The organism is Pseudomonas sp. Pme6b (assembly GCF_058129925.1).
This window is the reverse complement of sequence record NZ_CM176704.1, coordinates 2839978-2859487: the sequence shown is the minus strand read 5'-3', so window position 1 is coordinate 2859487 and position 19510 is coordinate 2839978. Positions and strand designations below refer to the sequence as shown.

Here is a 19510-nt window from a genome sequence, read left to right as displayed (position 1 = left end):
CTGAGTGACGCAGCTCGTCACGACACGCATGCCGACGCAGAGCATTTGCACTAGCCGGTGCTTTTTAACGCAATGCGACACATCGGCATCGCGCTGGCACATGAGTTCAGCTACCCTCGGTGCTCTGCCGACGGGATATCAGCATGAGCACCATCCACTCCAGCGACTCGACCGCAACCCCCTTTTTCTGGCGCGATGAGTGTCTGCCTTTCATTGAGGCGCGCTCGGTAGAAGATGGCCGGCTGGTCTGCTATGCCCCGCATTCGCATGAGACTTTTTCCATCGGCGCGATTACCGCTGGGCAAAGCACCTATTTGCACGAAAAGAGCTCACAGCGCGTAACGGCAGGCACCGCGGTCCTGATGAACCCCGGAGATGTGCATGCCTGCAACCCGATCAACAATCAGCCGTGGTCGTACCTGATGCTTTATGTGGACAGCCATTGGCTAGGCGACATACAGCAGGATATAGGGCTGAACGCTGAATCCGGCTTTCAACCCCTGCCCTATACGCACACTAGCGATCCGCTACTGTTCGGTAAATTGACGGCGCTGTACCAGACCCTGACCGACGCAAAAGCCGATACGCTGCAAAAACATTGCACGGCGGTAGCGTTCTTCACCCTGACGCTGGAGACATTTGATGCTGCGCCAGCGCCGCCCCTCCAACTCTCCCCCCGAGTCACGCGCGCCGCTGAGTACATCAACGACAACTTCACCCGACCCATCAAACTCGCCGACATCTGTGCTGCAGCCAATCTCTCAGCGTCATACCTGATTCGCTCGTTCGAGCAGCGTTATCACCTGACGCCGCATGCCTACTTGCTCAACCGCCGTATCCAGCACGCCCAAACACAGTTGAAAAGCGGCAAGATGATTGCCGACGTTGCGCAGGAAACCGGCTTTGCCGATCAAGCGCATTTTCAGCGTGAGTTTAAAAAACACCTGGCAGCGACACCGGGGCAGTATCGGTTGTGATTGCACGGGTCAGATCAACAGATACAACGCACAGCCAGCCAATAACAGCGCCATGATCCGGTTGAAAACACGCACGCTTGCCGCGCTGCACAAATAGTTGCTCAGAAAACTCCCGGCAAAGACCCAGCAACCCAGTGACAGGTAACACACCACACAATAGATGGTTGCGAATTGCCAGATCAACGTGGCCTCGCCATTGGCAACAAAAACACCCATGCCTGCTATCGATGCCAGCCATGCCTTGGGGTTGAGCCATTGCATGACCGCCCCTTGTATCATCGAAGGACCGACTGCCTTATCGCCCAGGCTCAGTTGACCGTTGTCGGTTGCAAGCCGGAACGCCATATACAGCAGAAATGCCACGCCGGACCATTGAATGATTCGGGTCAGAAATGGCCATTGCTGCAAGGTTTCGTACAGGCCAAAACCGATGAGCAGCAGCAATAGGGTAAAGCCCAGCGTTGCACCCAGCACGTGGCGCATGCCCGGCCAGACCCCATAGCGCGCACCGGCACTAAACGCCACAATGTTGACCGGTCCCGGCGTGATGGACGAAGCCAGTGCAAACGCAGCCATGGAAATCAGCATAGTCATGGAACACCCCTTGAACATGATCAGAAATGACCCGCTCAAGGTAATGACGGCAATGAACAGCGTATTGAAGGAAATTGCTCACAATATTATTCCAGCCATCCGCTTCACCTAAAACCATTGCTTTTTTGTCCGCATGCCTTACAAATGCAATGTTCTCAGTCTGTAACCTCACTGCCACCTTCTCTGCGAGCCTGCTCCATGTCCAGAACCGTCGCCATTGCCTTCGCCTGCCTGCTTTCATCAACGGCCCAGGCCGCCTGCCCCGCCGCGACCCCGGTCGATACAGCGCGCTGGGTCTACGAAAAGCATCAGGACTTCTACCTCAGTGGCAAAGGCTCGGCTGATTACCTGTCCAAGCCTTTGCTGGGCTTGCTGAAAAAAGACTGGGCCTGTCAGAACGGTGATCAGTGCGCAGTCAGCGCCAACCCCTGGACCGACGCGCAGGATGGCGATGTGCAGAAGCCCATCGACTGGACGCTGGTGTCCAATTCCGACAAGCAGGCGGTGGTCGAGATGACCTACAACCTGGGCTACAAAGACGCCCCGCAGCAGCCGGTCACCAGCCAGACCACTCGTCTGTTGTTGACTAAAAATGCCAGCAGTTGCTGGGTGCTGGACAATCTTCAAGGGCCGCAGGGTGTCGCACTGATGCAGACCCTGGAGGAATTTCCTTACGAAGGTGATTGATCGGCCTTGAAACAATCCGTCATTCTCGGTATCACAGGCACTTGAATTTCACGAGCGAGCACCATGAATACCTTTGAGCAATCGATTATTGAGGCTGCGCAGGCCGCCACGCCCAATAACACCGATGCCGAACGCGAAGCTGCCAGAATTGCCGCCACGCAGGCAGTGGCCGAAATCATGTCCAGCCGCAGCGGGCTGGACCGTACCCTGGCATTGGCCGAGTTGTTGGATTCCTACTCGGAACATGACGATCAGGAAGACGATTAGGCGGGGCGGCAGCGGGCAAAAATTTATTACCTGTTTATTTACCTGCGACGCTAAAGAAAGCTACTGTAGCGGTCGATAATTAGATTGAGGGGGTTCATCACAGCCCCCATTCATTTAGTCATTTAGTGCGCTCGGATGCGACCTATAGGGGAACCATCCGTGCAAGTCGAACAACTGAAAGACATCCAGGCCTACGTCAGGCGCACCGCCGACGACCTTGAACGCGTCTCGGCCAATCTTGCCGGACATCTTTTGTACCTGGAGCGTACTTCTCGCCCGCATGAAGCGCAGGAAGTCAGCGAACGGATCGTCGGCTTGCGTGCGTCAGTCGATGGCCTTCGTGGCGTGTTCCGGTAACTGACCATTTACCTTTCCCCGGCCTGCGACAGCGGCCTCGCTACTTCCTCCAGAGACTTGCGCTCGGCAGCCGCGCCCCATATCGACTGAACCAGCGCCGCGAACATCATCAACCCTGCCCCGATCAGATAGCCGATCAGCACATTGCTGCGTTCGCCGGTTTCTATCAACTCACCAAACAACGTAGGGCCTATCATCCCGCCCAGCCCCGTACCGAAGGCGTAGAACACTGCAATCGCCAATGCGCGGATTTCCAGCGGAAAGGTTTCGGCCACTGTCAGGTAGGCCGAGCTGGCCGCTGCCGAAGCAAAGAAGAAAATCACCATCCAGGCAATGGCCTGCTGGGTTACGTCCAGCAGACCTTGCTCGAACATATAGCCACTGATCGCCAACAGCACGCCTGACACACCATAGGTCAGGCTGATCATGACACGCCGCCCCACCACGTCAAACAACCTGCCCAGCAGCAGCGGACCGCAGAAATTACCCAGCGCCAGCGGCAACACATACCAACCGACGCGCTCGGACGGCACGCCATAGAAGTCGGTCAATACCAACGCGTAAGTGAAGAAAATCGCATTGTAGAAAAAAGCCTGCGCCGTCAGCAGCGTCAGGCCAACCAGCGATCGCTGGCGAAACGTCACCAGCAAGGTTCTGGCAACCTCCCCCAGCGGCGTGTGGTCGCGCACGTGCAGGCGCAAGGGTTTGCCCTGCACGGGAGGCAGCACATGGCCCTGGCGCTGCAAATCGGCCTCTATCTGTTCAACGATCTTTTTCGCCTGCGCGGCCTGGCCGTGAATCAACAGCCAGCGCGGGCTCTCCGGCAGCCACAGACGCATCAGCAGCACCAGCAGGCCCAATACCGCACCGATCCCGAAACACAGGCGCCAGCCCAGTTCGGCACCTACCCATTGCGGATCGAGCAACACAATCGAGCCAATCGCGCCCAGCGCAGCACCCAGCCAGAACGTGCCATTGATGGTCAGGTCGACCCATCCCCGGTAACGTGCCAGGGTAAATTCCTGGATTGTCGAATTGATTGCGGTGTACTCGCCACCGATACCCATGCCGGTCAGAAAGCGGAACAGCATGAAGCTCCAGACGCTGAATGAAAACGCCGTGGCAGCCGTGGCGCCGACGTACAGCAGCAAGGTGATGAAGAACAGTTTGCGACGCCCGAGACGGTCCGCCAGCCAGCCAAAAAATAATGCGCCGAGTACGGCACCGGCGATATACGCGGCACCCGCCAGGCCCACGTCACTGTTGGTCAGGTTGAGCGCCGGACTGGCTTTCAGGGCGCCAGCCACCGAGCCTGCAAGGGTCACTTCCAGGCCATCGAGCAACCAGGTGATACCCAGCGCCACAACCAGCAAGGTGTGAAACCGCCCCCAGGGTAAGCGGTCCAGACGGGCCGGCAAATCGGTTTCGAACACTGCACCCGTTTCATCGGTTGTGGTCATTTCCGGCTCCCTGACAGCGAACATTGGTGTCAGGTTTGAGAGTGACTTACGGCGATCAAGTTCAGCTCACCCAGAACCACAGCAGCGTCAGATTGGCCGCCGAGATCAGACCGAACAGACCCCAGGCGGCAATCTTGACCAACCGACTATTGACGAACGGCCCCATCAACTGCGGATCACTGGTAAAGCGAATCAGCGGCCAGAGCGCAAACGGCAGTTGCAGGCTCAGCACCACCTGGCTGAGCACCAGCATCTTGCCGACCGAACTGTCACCCAGCCAGATAACGCCGATCAGCGCCGGAATCAGTGCCAGTGCGCGAGTAATCAAGCGCCGCTGCCAGCAAGGAATTTTGGCCTGCAGAAAGCCTTCGAGCACCACCTGCCCGGCGATGGTTCCCGTGAACGTCGAACTTTGCCCTGCCGCCAGCAAGGCGACGCCGAAGAGCACGCTGGCAATGGCACCGCCGACCAATGGATCAAGCAGGTGATAAGCGTCCTGAATCTCGACCACTTCGGTATGCCCGGTCTTGTGAAACGCCGCAGCCGCGAGGATCAGAATCGCCGCATTGATCAGTAGCGCAAGGCTCAGCGAACCGATAGTGTCCAGCCGGGCGTAGCGAATGGCAGTGGCCTTGCTGGCCAGGTCAGCACCATTGACCCGGGTCTGCACCACTGACGAATGCAGATAAAGGTTATGCGGCATGACCGTGGCACCCAGAATACCGATGGCGATATACAGCGGCTCCTGGCTGCTCAGTACATCCCAGCTCGGTTTCAGGCCCGCCACCACATCCGGCCAGAATGGCTTGATCAGAAACAGCTCGATGGCAAAACAACTGGCAATGGTTGCAATCAACCCCAGCACGATAGCTTCCAGACGCCGGAAATTGGCGCCCTGCAAGGCCAGCACGATCAGGGTATCGAAAGCGGTCAACGCTACACCGGTGGTTATCGACACGCCCAGCAACAGATGAAACGCCAACGCCGCCCCCAGCACCTCTGCCAGATCGGTGGCGATGATCGACAGCTCTGCCAGCAGCCACTGGCCTTTGGCGACATTACGGCTGTAGCGGGCAGCAGACAACTGCGCCAGATCACGCCCGGTGGCGATGCCAAGGCGGGAACAAAGGTTTTGCAAGACCATTCCCGACAGACTGGCGAGCACCACCACAAACAACAATGAATAACCAAAGCGTGAACCGGCCTCGATAGCCGTCGCCCAGTTGCCGGGGTCCATGTAACCGATGGAAACCAGCAGGCCTGGCCCCACGAACAGCATCATCTTGCGTAGCAAGGATGCGTTCGGCGGGATGGTCACGCTGTCGGTGGTCGCCGATGGGCAGAAAGGGGCTGTTGCAGTGGTGGGCAGTTTGTACGTCACGGGAACCCGACAGGCAGAAAATCAAGACCCTCATCCTAAGGTTTTGCGACACATGTTGATACATCATTGGAGGCTTCATGCCTGCTGTTTTGACGCTTGCTGGTCTTTGAGGCTGGCGCTGCATTGCTAATCACAAGCTATTTCAACGGTGTACAGCCCGACCCAACCGGTATAAACACTCAAAAACCGCACCAACTAAACAATTATTAATCTTTTAGGGGCCATTAACCGCATTAAAAGAACATTCATTACAAATTGTAAAGAGTACCATTCAGGCCTCTACAAGAACTCAGGATGGCCATCTATGAACTCATCACCTCGCACAGGTGCACCCAAGGGCGAACAGCTGCGGGCAGCGTATATCTCGGCGCGTATTGATCGACTGCCTGCGGTTGCCACTATCTGGAAACTGGTCGCCCTGCTGTCTATCGCCGGTTTTTTCGAGCTTTACGACCTGTTTCAGACGGCCTATATCAGCCCCGGCCTGATTCGCGACGGAATCTTTGCCACGGGAAACCAGGGCCTGTTCGGCTTTTCCGATCAGGCAGCCTTTGCCTCGGCGACCTTTCTGGGTCTGTTTTTCGGTGCCAGTCTGGTTAGCCCGATTGCCGACCGTTACGGTCGCCGCGCAATTTTTACCTTCGCGCTGATCTGGTACACCATTGCCACGGTGATCATGGGTCTGCAGACCTCCGCTCTGGGCGTGATAGGCATGCGCTTTGTAGTGGGTATCGGCCTGGGCGTAGAGCTGGTGACCATCGACACTTACCTGTCGGAACTGGTGCCCAAACGCATACGCAGTTCGGCGTTCGCCTTCGCATTTTTCATCCAGTTCCTGTCAGTCCCCAGCGTGGCGCTAATGTCATGGTGGCTGGTGCCCCAGGCACCCTTCGGCTTTTCCGGATGGCGCTGGGTGGTGATTGGCAGCGCGGTATTTGCGCTGTTTGTCTGGTGGCTGCGTTCAGCACTGCCAGAATCACCTCGCTGGCTGGCGCAGCAGGGGCGTTTCGACGAAGCCGAACTGATCATGGACGGAATTGAAGCACGTTGTATCAAAGACCAGGGCAAGCCGCTGGATGAACCTGAACCGGAGAAAGTCGCGCTGTCAGGCAACGGCAGCTTCGCTGATATGTGGCAACTGCCATACCGTCGTCGTGCACTGATGCTGATCGTATTTCACGTCTTCCAGGCCATTGGCTTCTTCGGCTTCGGTAACTGGCTACCCGCCCTGCTTTCCGGCCAGGGCCTGAGTGTCACACACAGCCTGGGGTATGCGTTCGTGATCACGCTGGCCTACCCGCTCGGCCCGTTGCTGTTCGTGAAATTTGCCAACCGCTTCGAGAACAAATGGCAAATCGTCGGCTCAGCGTTGGGAGCTATGATCTTCGGCAGCCTGTTTGCCTTCCAGACCAGCGCGGCAGGCCTTATTTTCTGCGGGATCATGATCACATTCTGCAACGCATGGCTGAGCTTCAGTTATCACTCATACCAGGGCGAGTTGTTTCCGACCAACATCCGCGCACGTGCCGTGGGCTTTTGCTACTCGTTCAGCCGCCTGTCAACGGTGTTCAGCAGCCTGCTGATCGGGATTTTCCTCGACCACTTCGGCACACCGGGCGTACTGGCGTTCATCGTTGGCAGCATGCTGATCGTGATCATCACCATTGGCCGGTTCGGACCACGTACACGCAATCTGGCGCTGGAGCAGATAGCCCACCGTTGAGTGAACTGACCGAGGAGTGGGTTCAGGCCTGAGCCCACTCCACATTGGTGACACCAAAGTGTTCCGCATAAGGCTTGGACACTTTGGCGACTTTCTCCAAACGGTATTTCGGTATGCGCGCAAGACCCGCGTCGACACTTGCACAGTGCCATGCTTCAGCGTTGTCCATATTCTCGGTGCGTATATAAAAACTCTTGAACGAACCGTTCAGCAGATAATCAATGCGGTAATGCTTTGGAAGTGCCATTGAAAGCCTGATCCTTTTTTCAGCAGTGGCTTGAAGTATAGGTGACTGCATTCACTGCAAAGAAATTCATTCTTTTTTCAATATCGGCGACCAACGAACATCCCCATTCGGATATATCAGCGAATACCCAGGCGCTTGGCAAGTCGATTGAGATTGGCTCTGTCCACCGCTAAATCGCGCGCCACTTCTGCCCAACGGCCTTGATGTCGTTCAAGACAATCAACAATCAAGGAACGCTGAAAAGCATCCACCGACGCCTTGAGCCCTGCCCCCTGCACAGCCGCTGAAAGGGCTTTTTCAGCCGTGGGTAGTGGCGTGGCAGACGCCGAGCCGTCGAGGCCCAGCGCAGGCCCTTCGACCGTCAGGATGCGCGGTTTTTGCGGATGGGCAGACAACGCCTTGAGCACCGCCCGGCTGATCAGGTGCTCCAGCTCACGAACGTTACCCGGCCAGGGGTGCGCGAGCAGCAGCCGCTGCGCCTCGGCGCTCAGGCGCAGCCCACGTAGCCCCATGCGCACACGGTTTTCCTCGAGAAAATAGCCGGCCAGCAGCAACACATCCCGTCCGCGCTCGCGCAGTGCTGGCACGAGCAGCGGGTAGACGCTCAATCGATGATAGAGATCCGCCCGAAACCGGCCGGAGCGCACTTCCTCGGCCAGATCACGATTGGTGGCAGCGATGATGCGCACATCCACATGGTGTTCCTGATCAGCACCCACCCGTTGCAACTGACCACTTTGCAGCACACGCAACAGCTTGGATTGCACCGACAATGGCAGCTCACCCACCTCGTCAAGGAACAACGTACCGCCATCCGCCAGCTCGAACCTGCCGCTACGCCCATTGACCGCCCCGGAAAAAGCGCCTTTGACATGCCCGAACAATTCGCTTTCGACCAGCATTTCAGGCAGCGCGGCGCAGTTGAGGCTGATCAGCGGCTTGTGTGCCCGCGGCGAGTGCAGATGGATGGACTCGGCCACCAACTCCTTGCCGACACCGGTTTCACCCATGACCAGTACCGTCAGCGGGCTGTTGCCGACCAGTTCAATCTCCTGCTGCATACGCTGGTGAACCGCGCTCTGACCAATCAGCTCGCGAGGCGCTCGCCCTCCGGCAGCGCGCTTGTAGACCTCGGCCAACTGGCGCTGATCTTCAAAACCCCGCGCCAACTGGTTGATGCGCTCGCCCGCCATGACCGTTGCCGCGGCGAGGCTGGCGAAGGCCTGCAGGTTATCCAGATCGACGCTGCCAAAGCTGGAGGGGTCCAGCGAATCCAGGGTAATAAGCCCCCAGGGCCGCCCCTGAACAGACAGCACGCAGCCCAGGCAATCATGCACTTCCAACGCGCCATGACCGTCGACCAGCCCGTCATAAGGGTCCGGTAAATCGCAATCGGCAGCAAAGCGCAGCGGCCCGTCACTCGCAAGCAACGCCTCGAAGCGAGGATGCTCGCTGACCCGGAAGCGACGACCGAGCGCGTCCGGGCTGAGTCCGTCGACCGCCAGTGGAATCAGCACATCACCCTCAAGCCTGAGCAGTGCAGTAGCGTCGCAAGGCAGCCAGTGGCGCAGCGAGCACAGCAGACGCCGATAACGCTCTTCGTCCGGCAGTTCTCTGGACAGGTCGGACACCAACGGTATCAGCTCACGCAACAGGGGGTGGGTCATTACGACTCCAGCAGACGGCCAACAAAGGCGTCATTATGACTCGCCAGGCTGAATAAGTGGTCACCGCGATGTTTATCCAGGCTCGCCCGTTCTGGCACCGTATGTCGAACACGTTGTATCAACGCGCGAATCAGAGCTACCGCCGTTAATCAGCCCTCTGAAATGACTCATTAACTTTACAATTTCCGTACCAGATTCCGTTATTTGATCAATCAATGAATCAATAGCGTTCATGCAATTACAGTTGCCCGACCCTTAATTTTTCTGACGCCACAGGCACGGCTGAATGATGGATATCGTTTAATTTTATTGATGTGGCGATTGTCCGGTCTTGTTCCATAGTGCGCTCACTTTTACAGGAGCAACTGTTCATGCCCGGCACTCAAGGAGGAGTTCTTGAGGTTGATACACCTCTGGTTGTCGACCTCGATGGAACGCTGCTGCGTTCAGATTTGCTGTTTGAAACCGCAGTAGCTTTTATCCGAGGCCGACCACTACAGGTATTCAAGCTTTTTACCTGGCTGTTACAAGGCAAGGCGTCCCTCAAGCAAGGGCTGGCTCTGGGCACCGACATCGACATTGCGTTACTGCCCTACGATGCTGCGGTCATCGCTTATATCCAGACCAGTCGGCAGCACGGGCGCAGGGTGGTTTTGGCAACGGCCTCTCACGAAACCCTTGCCAACCAGATTGCAGCACACCTGCAAATGTTTGATCAGGTCTGGGCCTCGGACGGTAAAACCAATCTTTCTGCCCATCGCAAACGCGATTTGCTGGTCAGCCATTATGGTGAGGGCGGCTTTGATTACATCGGTAATTCCCGGGACGACCTGTGCATCTGGAAAGTCTCACGCAAGGCCATCGTCGCCAGCCCGCTCGCAGGTGTGGAGCGCGCGGCGCGGGCACAAGGAAAAGTCGAACAGGTGATCAAATCCACATCGTCCCGACGCAGTGCGTGGTACAAGGCGTTGCGCCTCCACCAATGGCTGAAAAACACACTGATTTTTGTGCCCCTGCTCGCTGCTCACCAAGTCCAGAGCACGCAATTGCTGCTCGACGGATTGCTGGCATTTTTGTGTTTCGGGCTCTGCGCATCAAGCGTTTACCTGCTCAATGACCTGCTTGATCTGGCAGATGACCGCCACCATCGAAGCAAACGCGAGCGCCCGTTCGCCAGCGGTCAGTTGTCGATCGAATCCGGCTTACTGGTGATCCCGCTGTTGCTCGCAGCAGCCTTCGCCGGCGCGGCAATCATGTTGCCATGGCAATTTGCGGCGGTGCTGGCTGCCTATTACTTGCTGACGCTGGTCTACTCGCTTTACCTCAAGCGCCACATGGCAGTGGACGTCATTGTTCTGGCGATGCTCTACACCACGCGCATCCTGGCCGGTGCAGCGGCGTTTCAGTTGCCGCTGACGTTCTGGATTCTGGCATTTTCAATGTTTCTGTTTCTCAGCCTCGCGCTGGTCAAGCGCTATGCCGAACTGCGCGACGCTAGGCTGTGCGATGTGACCGTCAAGACACGCGGCCGCGGCTACTACCCGGGCGATCTGGACATGATCGCCTCCCTGGGTGCATCGTCGGGCAATCTGGCGGTAATGGTCCTGGCGCTTTACATCCATGAGGGCGCGACGGTTGCCCTGTATCAGCATCCGCATGTGATCTGGCTGGCCTGCCCGTTGCTGTTGTTCTGGATCACCCGGATCTGGATGCTCACCCATCGCGGTCAGATGAACGAGGACCCGGTAGTTTTCGCAATCCGCGACCGGATCAGCCAGGGGATCGGTTTTCTGTTCCTGCTGGTGTTCTGGATCGCCGCATGAGCGCGCCTCTCTACTCCTGGGGGCGCTACCCGCAGGTTGCCCAGCAAGGTCATGACTGTGAGGCGGTAAATCGCTTGCCGGCGCACATCTCGGAAACACTTGCGCACCATCACACCAGCCTGCCGTTCGGCAACGGCCGTAGCTACGGCGACAGTTGTCTGGCCAGCAGTGGTCACGTACTGGACATGCGCAAGCTGGATCGCTTCATCGCCGCAGACTGGCAGAACGGCGTGGTGCAACTGGAAGCAGGCATGACCCTGTCACAACTGCTGGCGGCAGCAATCCCGCGCGGCTGGTTTCTACCGGTCACACCGGGCACGCAGTTTGTGACGATAGGCGGCGCACTTGCCAACGACGTGCACGGCAAGAATCATCATCTACGCGGCACCTTCGGCTGTCATGTCATGCGTTTCGAATTGATACGTCATGGCGAGCCGCCGATGGTTTGTTCGGCCGTGGAAAACCCTTTTTTTTTCGCTGCCAGCATCGGCGGCCTGGGCTTGACCGGCGTTATCAGTCGGGTCGAGCTGCAATTGATGCCGATCCGTACCAGTCAGATCAACAGCACGGTGGTGCGCTTCGCCAATCTGGCAGAATTTTTTACCCTGTCGCACGAGCTGGACGCGCAGCACGAATACAGCGTGGCCTGGATTGATTGCCTGGCGCGAGGCAGTAATAGCGGCCGTGGCGTGTACATCGTCGGCGACCACGCTCGTTACGGGTCGCTAACGGTCGATGCGCCCAAGCGTCTGAGCATACCGTTCATTGCCCCGCTTTCACTGGTCAACCATCTGTCCTTGCGTGCATTCAATTCGATCTACTGGCACGCCCATCCACAACAGGCCAAGGCCCGCCGCAGCGCGTGCGAAGCGTTCTTCTACCCGCTGGATCGCATCCAGCACTGGAATCGTCTTTATGGTCGCAAAGGGTTTCAGCAATACCAGTGCGTGATCCCCGGGCATTGCGCGCCCAAGGCCATGCAACTGCTGCTCGATGCGATTGCTGCATCGGGCCGGGGTTCATTCCTTGCGGTACTCAAGCGCTGCGGCGATATCGCTTCGCCGGGGCTGCTGTCCTTCCCGATGCCGGGTACTTCGCTGGCACTGGATTTTTCGCAGACGCGCGAGCTGGCCGAAACACTGTTCCCACGCCTGGATGCCATTGTCCGTGAAGCGGGTGGACGTCTATATCCGGCAAAAGATGCACACCTGACCGGGAGCGATTTCCGCCAGGCCTATCCAGCCTGGGAGCAACTTGAAGCCCTGCGTGACCCTTCCTTGATGTCCCGCTTCTGGAAACGAGTGATGCCATGAAAAAAATTCTGATCATCGGCGCGACATCAGCCATCGCCCACGCCTGTGCCCGACTCTGGGCCGCGCAGGGCTGTGATTTTTTTCTGGTGGCGCGCGACATGGAGAAGCTCGACAGCAATGCAGCCGATCTCAAGGCGCGCGGTGCCGGGCGTATCGACACACACCGACTGGACGTTACGCACTTTTCAGAACACCCGGCTATGCTGGCCGACTGTCTGGCTGCATTGGGGCAGATCGATATCGTCCTGTTGGCTCACGGCACCCTGCCCGACCAGAAGGCCTGCGAGCAATACGCAGGCCTGGCCATACAGGAATTCATCACCAACGGTGCATCGGTTATTGCCTTGCTGACCCTGCTGGCCAGGCATTTCGAAGTGCAGCGCTGCGGCACACTGGCAGTGCTTTCCTCCGTCGCTGGTGATCGAGGACGCCCTTCCAATTACCTGTACGGCTCGGCCAAGGCTGCCGTCTCGACGTTCTGCGACGGGTTGCAGGCGCGGATGTTCAAACTCGGCGTACACGTAGTGACCATCAAGCCGGGTTGTGTCGACACGCCCATGACCCACGGCCTGCCGTTGCCTGCCTTGCTGGTTGCGCAACCGGCAGCTGTTGCCGAGCGCATCGTCAAGGGCATCGCACGCCGGTCTACAAGCCTTTATGCGCCGGGCTTCTGGGCATGGATCATGTGGGTGATTCGCGCGATTCCACAGCCATTATTCAAAAGGCTCGACCTTTGAGCGACATGCCGCTGCTGTCAGGCTGGCGCTATCGGGCGGTGCTGCTGTCGGTCGTCTTCTCGGCACTGGGCTATCTGGGATTTTCCCTGTGGGGCGGCTGGCAGGCAGTCAGCGCAGCAACCGGCAAGGTCGGGGTGCAGGGCATTGGCTTGGTCTTGCTGATGTCGGCAATCAACTACGCGCTGCGCTTCGGACGCTGGCAGCTTTACCTTGAGGTGCTGGGGCATCCGCTTGCCTGGCGGCAAAGCCTGCGGATCTACCTGGCCGGCTTCGCCCTGACAACCACGCCCGGCAAGGCCGGCGAAGCATTGCGTGGCGTATTGCTCAGGCCGCTGGGCGTACCGTACCCACAAAGTTTTGCTGCATTTTTCAGCGAACGCCTGTCCGATCTGCTGGCCATCGTGCTGCTGACGCTGTTCGGTCTGTCGTGGTACCCGCAGGCGCAACCCATGATTTTTATCGGCCTGGCGCTGGTTCTGGCGGGGCTGCTGGTGCTGTCTCAGGGTCATTTTCTGAAGCGCATGCGAGGTGCGCTGCCGACGGAGAAGAGCACACGACTGCACAGGCTGCGGCGGCAGCTGTTCGACATCCTGCTCGCCGCCCGTCAATGCCTGCACGGGAGAGTGTTGCTGACCGCCAGCCTGCTCAGTCTGCTTGCCTGGAGCGCCGAGGCACTAGCGTTTTACTGGATGCTTGGCTGGATGGGCGCGCAGATCCCACTGACGTTTGCCGTGTTCACCTATGCACTGGCAATGCTCGCCGGAGCGTTGAGCTTCATGCCGGGTGGCCTGGGCAGTGCCGAAGCAGTGATGGTCGGGCTGCTGATGTTCAAGGGCATGCCTGGGGCCGACGCGATTGCCGCCACGCTGCTGATACGTCTGGCGACCCTGTGGTTCGCAGTGGCGATCGGTGCCGTGATGCTTTCCCGATTCAACGCTGCACCACCGGGACGTCAGCCTTGAGGCAGTAAAGCAGGCACCCGACACCTTTTGTTCACCTCACGGAGGAGCTGTTCAATGCTACCCGATTCGCGCACCTCGATTGCCATGCCCCTGTTTCTGCTGGGTGCCGCCATCGCCGCAAGTTTTCTGGCCTCCAGCGGGCCGGTGCAATGGATGGACAATGGCATGTTTCTGGCCAACGCCCGCGAAGGCCATTATTTCAGTGAGTCGCTCGGACCGCTGGAGCATCCGCTTTATCAACTGCTCAACTCGGTATTCTTCACACTGTTCGGCCCACGCGCGCTCAGCCTGCTGAATTCGTTACTCCTCGTGCCGTTGGCATGGATCGTCTATCGACTGGCGCAAAGCCTCGGCGCCGGGCCACGTCAGGCCGTACTCGCTGGCGCAGCGACGGTATTGGCGCACGGAGTGTTCTGGGTGTCGACCAAAGCCGAGGTTTATCTGCTGCACACGCTGTTCGTACTGCTGGCTTATACGCTGCAGTTCAATGACAGTAACCGTCTGACGCCGCTGAAAAAGCTGTTCATGATTGGCGTGCTGACTGGAATGGCGGCCTCGACTCATCAACTGACCTTCGTGGTCCTGCTGCCGCTGTACCTGCATCTGCTGTACCTGTATAAAGCGCGCGTTTTGATCACCCTGCCCGGCTTCATGCTCGGCTTCGCGTCGGCGGCTGTCGCGGTATTCAATGACCTGAACACCGGATTGGGCCTGCTGGATATTGCTCGACGTTACCTGACCGGTGCGTCCGCGACCATTGCGGGGCCTGAGTGGCAAGGCAGCCTGTTGCGTTTCGACGAACTCCTGGAGGAAAGGAACGCAGCCATACTGGTGCTGCTGTCACTGATAGGGCCGCAGTTGGCGGGGCTGCTGCTGTTTCCCAAGGAGAGTCGGCTGCGGTTGTTGTGGAGTGCGGCGCTGTTGAATCTGGTTTTTGCCATTTCCTATAACGTGACCGACCGTTTCACCTTTTTTCTACCCGGCGTGGCGATGCTGAGCATCATCGGCATGATTCAGCTGCGGCGGGTTTTGCCACACAATGTGACACGCAGCACCTTGCTCAATCTCTCGGTATTGTCCTCGCCGACAGTGGTTCTGTTGGCGTATTCACTTTACGCAAACGGGGTCATACATTTTCCTGAGCATAAGGAGAAGCTGCCCTATCGCGACGATATCCGTTATTTCATGGTGCCTTACCTGCGCGACCGCTCTGCCGAGCAGTTCGTGCGCGCCTATGAACAGGTCGTGCCCAACGGTGCGTTGATCATCGCCGACTGGACACCGATGGGTGCCATGCGCTCCGGGCAAGCCATCGGGCTGCTTGGCGGTCGCAGGCTGGCCATGTGCGACGACAACGTTGCCATTCGAGCGGCCTTGAACAGCAACGGCGTCTATCTGCCACGGTTGAGCTATTGCGGGACGCTTACACAGAACTACCGGCTGGAAGAACAGCCGGCAGGATATTCATTGCAGGCGAACTGATCATGAATGAACCTCTGACTCACATTCATGACACGTTCGCGCACACTCTCAAGGCTGCCAGAGCGCCTGCCCGCCGCCCAGTTTGCGGTCCAGAAAACTGGCCGCGCTGATCAACGCCAGATGGCTCAGGGCCTGCGGTGTATTACCGAGATGATGAGCATGCGCGTCGAATTCTTCGGCGTACAAGCCCAGCGGGTTGGCGTAACGCAGCAATTGTTCGAACTCCAGATGCGCCTGCTCGACCCGACCGGCACGGGCCAGACATTCGACGTACCAGAACGAACAGGCAACGAATGCGCCCTCTTCGCCTGCCAGTCCGTCATCGTGATCATCATCGTTGCGATAGCGGAATACCATCCCGTCACGCACCAGTGCTGCTTCGATGGCGTCCAGCGTCGCCAGCCACTTCGGGTCATTGGCACCGACAAAGCGTACCAGCGGCATCAGCAGCATCGAGGCATCCAGATTGCGGCTGCCCTTGTGCTGCACGAAGTGGCCCAGGTCTTCGTTCCAGAAATTCCCCCAGATGTCGTTGTGGATCTCTTCACGTACCCTGGTCCAGCGCTCGAAGGGCCCCGACAGCGAGCGCTTGAACGCCAGGCGCAGTGCCCGGTCCAGTGCAACCCAGCACATCAGCCGCGAATGCAGAAAATGCTGATCGCCACCGCGCATTTCCCAGATGCCCACATCGCGGTCGCTCCAGTGTTCGCACACGTAGTCGACCTGGCGAACGACATGCTGCCAGCCATCATGGGAAATAGCGTCTCCATACTTGTTGGCCAGGTAGACGGCGTCCATCAGTTCGCCATAGATATCCAGCTGAACCTGCTTGTAGGCCTCATTGCCGATGCGTACCGGCTGAGCACCGCCGTAGCCGGACAAATGATCGAGATTGTCTTCCGGCAATTCTGCGTGGCCATCGAGGGCATACAGAATGCCGAGTTTCTCGGTCTGTTCACAGCAGTCATCCAGTCGCCCGCGCACCCAGCTCATGAAGGCATTGGCTTCATCGGTGTACCCCAGGCGCATGAACGCATACACGGTGAATGATGCGTCACGTATCCAGGTGTAACGGTAGTCCCAGTTGCGCTCGCCGCCCTCGGTTTCCGGCAGACCGAACGTCGCGGCTGCGACAATGCCCCCATGCTTGCGCGAGGTCAGCAGCTTGAGCGCCAGCGCCGAGCGAGTGACCATTTCACGCCAGCGGCCCTTGTATTGCGATTGCCCGGCCCAGCGCCGCCAGAATTTCAGTGTGTCGTCGAAATAGCGCGAGCATTTGCCTGCGGCCACGTTCGGGTCGTCGATACCGCCAAGAATGAACTCGACGGTCTGGCCTTTATGCATGTGAAACTTGGCTACAGCGTCCTGCTGCTCCAGCTGTAGCGGCGTAGCAGCCGACAAGCGCATGCCTGGCTGCCCTTCGGCCTCGAAACAGATGTCCTGGCCATCGACGCGAGCGGTGGTTTCAGCACGGCTGTAGTCCATGCGTACCCGGCAGCGCATGCGAATGGTGGCCTCGCCAAAACGCACTTGAACCCTACGCACGATGCGCGGCAGATCGTCCTGATCTTCACCAATCGGCATCAGGTCGGTGACTTCCACCACCGCGCCCTCGGAAATCCAGCGGGTTTGCAGGACATTGGTGTCCGGCAGGTAGATCTGCAGCCGCCTGGCGTCAGGCAAATCGGGCGCCAGCTGAAAGATCCCGGCATCGGGCGTATCCAGCAGCGCGGTGAAAATCGACGGGCTGTCGAAATCCGGCCAGCAGCAGAAATCGATGCTGCCGGTGTTGGCGATCAACGCGGCGCTGCGCATATCGCCGATGATGCCGTGGTCTTCGATACGGTTTTGCGCTTCTTGGGGAAAGTCAGCCATTGCCACGGAACTCCGGATAAAGGGTCATCCCGCCGTCGATGTACAGGGTTGTGCCGTGCACATAATCCGAGGCATCGGAGGCCAGCCAGAGCACGGCATTGGCGACGTCTTCAGGCTCACCGATACGGCCATAAGGGATCAGCTTGAGCATTTCCTTCTCGGCGTCGCCCTTGCGCGCGTCGGCATTGATCGGCGTGCGAATAGCACCCGGCGCGACGCTGTTGACGCGAATTTTCAGCTCGCCGACTTCCTGAGCGATGCTGCGCATCAACAGGTCGACGCCGCCCTTGGACGCTGCGTAATTGACGTGCCCGGCCCATGGAATCAACTGATGCACCGAACTCATGTGAATGATCTTGCCCATCGCCCGTGACACATCAGGGCGCATGCCTTGCTTGATGAACTGGCGCAACGCCGCACGGGCACAGAGAAATTGCCCGGTCAGGTTGACATTGATGACCGTGTTCCAGTCTTCCAGGCTCATGTCGACGATGGCTGCGTCTTTTTGCAGGCCCGAGTTGGCGACCAGGATGTCCAATGCGCCAAAGTGCTCGATGGTCTGCGCAAACAGGCGCTCGACGTCTGCTTCTTTCGACACGTCGGCCCCGACAGCAAGGGCGCGACCGCCCGTTGCGCGAATCTCTTCAGCCAGCTTCTCGGCAGGTTCAGCCTTGGAGTTGTAATTGATCACCACCGCCGCCCCGGCGTCCGCCAGCGCTCGCGCGGCACCCGCGCCGAGACCGGAACTGGCTCCGGTGACGATAGCGACTTGTTGCTTGAGTGAGATATGCATCGAATTTCAGCCTCGGAGTAAGCGTACTAGTGCTGACTGACGAGGCTGAAAGTAAGTTCAGTTCGGCTTAGGGTGCCGGGTTGGGCTGAGTGGTATGAATGGCTTCGATGCCGGCGATGACCTCGTCGGACAGCGTGACGGCGATGCTCTCCAGGTTGATCTTCAGTTGATCCAGTTTCGTGGCACCAATGATGTTGCTGGTCACGAACGGACGGCTGGTGACATAGGCCAGCGCCATCTGCGGTGGATCCAGACCATGCTCGCGAGCCAGCGCGACATACTTGGCTGTGGCAGTGACGGCCTGCGGGTTGTTGTAGCGCTGGAAACGCTCGAACAGGGTCAGGCGGCCATCAGCCGGACGTGCACCGTCCAGGTACTTGCCGGCCAACACACCGAACGCCAGTGGCGAATAGGCCAGCAAGCCGATCTGTTCGCGAATAGCGATTTCTGCCAGACCCACTTCGAAGGTGCGGTTAAGCAGGTTGTAGGGGTTCTGGATCGAGACAGCACGTGGCAGATCGAGGGTTTCGGCAAGGTGCAGAAAACGCTGAGTGCCCCATGGCGTTTCGTTGGATAGGCCGAAGTGGCGAATCTTGCCCGCCTTGACCAGATCGCCCAGTACCGACAGGGTTTCTTCGATTTCGACAGCCTGATCATCCGGGTCGTGGGTGTAACCCAGCACGCCGAAGAAGTTGGTCTTGCGATCCGGCCAGTGCAACTGGTACAGGTCCAGGTAATCAGTATTAAGGCGCTTGAGGCTGGCTTCCAGCGCCGCAGTGATGTTCTTGCGGTCAAGCCGCGGATTGCCATCGCGGATATGATCCATGCGACCTGGACCGGCGACCTTGCTGGCCAGTACCCAGTCGTTGCGGTCCCCGTACTTCTTGAAGTACTCGCCGATGATGCTTTCGGTCTTGGTGTAAGTCTCGCCACGCGGCGGCACCGGGTACATTTCTGCCGTGTCGAGGAAGTTGACCTTGGCATCCTTGGCCATACGAATCTGTTCGAATGCTTCATCCTGGGTGTTCTGCTCGCCCCAGGTCATGGTGCCCAGACAGATCGCGCTGACCGACAGATCGGTTTTGCCCAATTTACGAAATTGCATCGATGTCTCCGTTTGATTCAAAAAGATACAGCTTGAAACAGGGCTCCCATAAAACGCCGA

The 19510-nt window shown here is 58.4% G+C and carries 18 protein-coding genes; 10 read left to right on the top strand and 8 right to left on the bottom strand.

Annotated features, from left to right (window positions below):
• The first annotated feature begins 143 nt into the window (after positions 1 to 143).
• Positions 144 to 977, top strand: a complete 834-nt coding sequence (locus AC4ANE_RS12975) for an AraC family transcriptional regulator (protein WP_031596177.1) — start codon at positions 144 to 146, stop codon at positions 975 to 977.
• Positions 978 to 986: 9 nt separating this feature from the next.
• On the opposite strand, the gene AC4ANE_RS12970 is transcribed toward AC4ANE_RS12975, so the two are convergent.
• Positions 987 to 1571: a LysE family translocator gene (locus AC4ANE_RS12970; RefSeq protein ID WP_004667690.1), complete on the bottom strand. Its 585-nt coding sequence runs from the start codon at positions 1569 to 1571 to the stop codon at positions 987 to 989.
• 198 nt (positions 1572 to 1769) lie between these two features.
• On the opposite strand from AC4ANE_RS12970, the gene AC4ANE_RS12965 reads away from it, so the two are divergent.
• The 3 genes from AC4ANE_RS12965 to AC4ANE_RS12955 all read left to right on the top strand — a co-directional run bounded on the left by AC4ANE_RS12965 (position 1770) and on the right by AC4ANE_RS12955 (position 2882).
• Positions 1770 to 2258, top strand: coding sequence for a DUF3828 domain-containing protein (locus tag AC4ANE_RS12965; RefSeq protein WP_031596179.1), 489 nt, complete (start codon positions 1770 to 1772; stop codon positions 2256 to 2258).
• A 63-nt stretch (positions 2259 to 2321) separates the two neighbouring features.
• On the top strand, positions 2322 to 2525 hold the full coding sequence (locus AC4ANE_RS12960; protein ID WP_002553810.1) for a hypothetical protein: 204 nt from the start codon (positions 2322 to 2324) through the stop codon (positions 2523 to 2525).
• Between the two features lie 159 nt (positions 2526 to 2684).
• A complete protein-coding gene (locus AC4ANE_RS12955) occupies positions 2685 to 2882 on the top strand; it encodes a hypothetical protein (protein ID WP_002553811.1) in 198 nt (65 codons plus the stop codon).
• A gap of 8 nt (positions 2883 to 2890) precedes the next feature.
• Here AC4ANE_RS12955 and AC4ANE_RS12950 read toward each other — a convergent pair whose 3' ends face one another.
• Entirely contained in the window at positions 2891 to 4342 is a 1452-nt protein-coding gene (locus AC4ANE_RS12950) for an MFS transporter (RefSeq protein ID WP_002553812.1), read from the bottom strand.
• Between the two features lie 61 nt (positions 4343 to 4403).
• Positions 4404 to 5711, bottom strand: a complete 1308-nt coding sequence (locus AC4ANE_RS12945) for an Nramp family divalent metal transporter (RefSeq protein ID WP_161938286.1) — start codon at positions 5709 to 5711, stop codon at positions 4404 to 4406.
• A 316-nt stretch (positions 5712 to 6027) separates the two neighbouring features.
• Between AC4ANE_RS12945 and AC4ANE_RS12940 the strand changes: the two genes are divergently transcribed.
• Positions 6028 to 7446, top strand: coding sequence for an MFS transporter (locus AC4ANE_RS12940; protein WP_057425673.1), 1419 nt, complete (start codon positions 6028 to 6030; stop codon positions 7444 to 7446).
• A 22-nt stretch (positions 7447 to 7468) separates the two neighbouring features.
• Here AC4ANE_RS12940 and AC4ANE_RS12935 read toward each other — a convergent pair whose 3' ends face one another.
• Together AC4ANE_RS12935 and norR are read right to left on the bottom strand one after the other, a co-directional pair.
• Positions 7469 to 7693: a DUF6555 family protein gene (locus AC4ANE_RS12935; protein WP_004658504.1), complete on the bottom strand. Its 225-nt coding sequence runs from the start codon at positions 7691 to 7693 to the stop codon at positions 7469 to 7471.
• Positions 7694 to 7809: 116 nt separating this feature from the next.
• Positions 7810 to 9360: a nitric oxide reductase transcriptional regulator NorR gene (gene norR / locus AC4ANE_RS12930; protein WP_002553816.1), complete on the bottom strand. Its 1551-nt coding sequence runs from the start codon at positions 9358 to 9360 to the stop codon at positions 7810 to 7812.
• Positions 9361 to 9731: 371 nt separating this feature from the next.
• On the opposite strand from norR, the gene AC4ANE_RS12925 reads away from it, so the two are divergent.
• Genes AC4ANE_RS12925 through AC4ANE_RS12905 form a run of 5 tightly spaced genes read left to right on the top strand, consistent with a single transcriptional unit; the run spans position 9732 to position 15677 of the window.
• Positions 9732 to 11183: a UbiA family prenyltransferase gene (locus AC4ANE_RS12925; protein ID WP_002553817.1), complete on the top strand. Its 1452-nt coding sequence runs from the start codon at positions 9732 to 9734 to the stop codon at positions 11181 to 11183.
• On the top strand, positions 11180 to 12496 hold the full coding sequence (locus AC4ANE_RS12920) for an FAD-binding oxidoreductase (protein ID WP_002553818.1): 1317 nt from the start codon (positions 11180 to 11182) through the stop codon (positions 12494 to 12496). The genes AC4ANE_RS12925 and AC4ANE_RS12920 overlap by 4 nt, the downstream gene beginning before the upstream one ends.
• Positions 12493 to 13233, top strand: a complete 741-nt coding sequence (locus tag AC4ANE_RS12915) for an SDR family oxidoreductase (protein ID WP_002553819.1) — start codon at positions 12493 to 12495, stop codon at positions 13231 to 13233. The genes AC4ANE_RS12920 and AC4ANE_RS12915 overlap by 4 nt, the downstream gene beginning before the upstream one ends.
• A complete protein-coding gene (locus AC4ANE_RS12910; RefSeq protein WP_031596188.1) occupies positions 13230 to 14195 on the top strand; it encodes a lysylphosphatidylglycerol synthase transmembrane domain-containing protein in 966 nt (321 codons plus the stop codon). Before AC4ANE_RS12915 ends, AC4ANE_RS12910 begins: the two co-directional genes overlap by 4 nt.
• Before the next feature lie 54 nt (positions 14196 to 14249).
• Complete coding sequence (locus AC4ANE_RS12905) at positions 14250 to 15677, top strand: DUF2723 domain-containing protein (protein ID WP_002553821.1); 1428 nt, start codon at positions 14250 to 14252, stop codon at positions 15675 to 15677.
• Between the two features lie 48 nt (positions 15678 to 15725).
• Here AC4ANE_RS12905 and AC4ANE_RS12900 read toward each other — a convergent pair whose 3' ends face one another.
• From AC4ANE_RS12900 to AC4ANE_RS12890, 3 genes are all read right to left on the bottom strand, one after another.
• Entirely contained in the window at positions 15726 to 17552 is a 1827-nt protein-coding gene (locus AC4ANE_RS12900) for a glycoside hydrolase family 15 protein (protein WP_002553822.1), read from the bottom strand.
• A complete protein-coding gene (locus AC4ANE_RS12895) occupies positions 17545 to 18345 on the bottom strand; it encodes an SDR family oxidoreductase (RefSeq protein WP_002553823.1) in 801 nt (266 codons plus the stop codon). Before AC4ANE_RS12895 ends, AC4ANE_RS12900 begins: the two co-directional genes overlap by 8 nt.
• Positions 18346 to 18412: 67 nt before the next feature.
• Positions 18413 to 19450, bottom strand: a complete 1038-nt coding sequence (locus AC4ANE_RS12890; RefSeq protein WP_002553824.1) for an NADP(H)-dependent aldo-keto reductase — start codon at positions 19448 to 19450, stop codon at positions 18413 to 18415.
• Positions 19451 to 19510 lie beyond the last annotated feature (60 nt).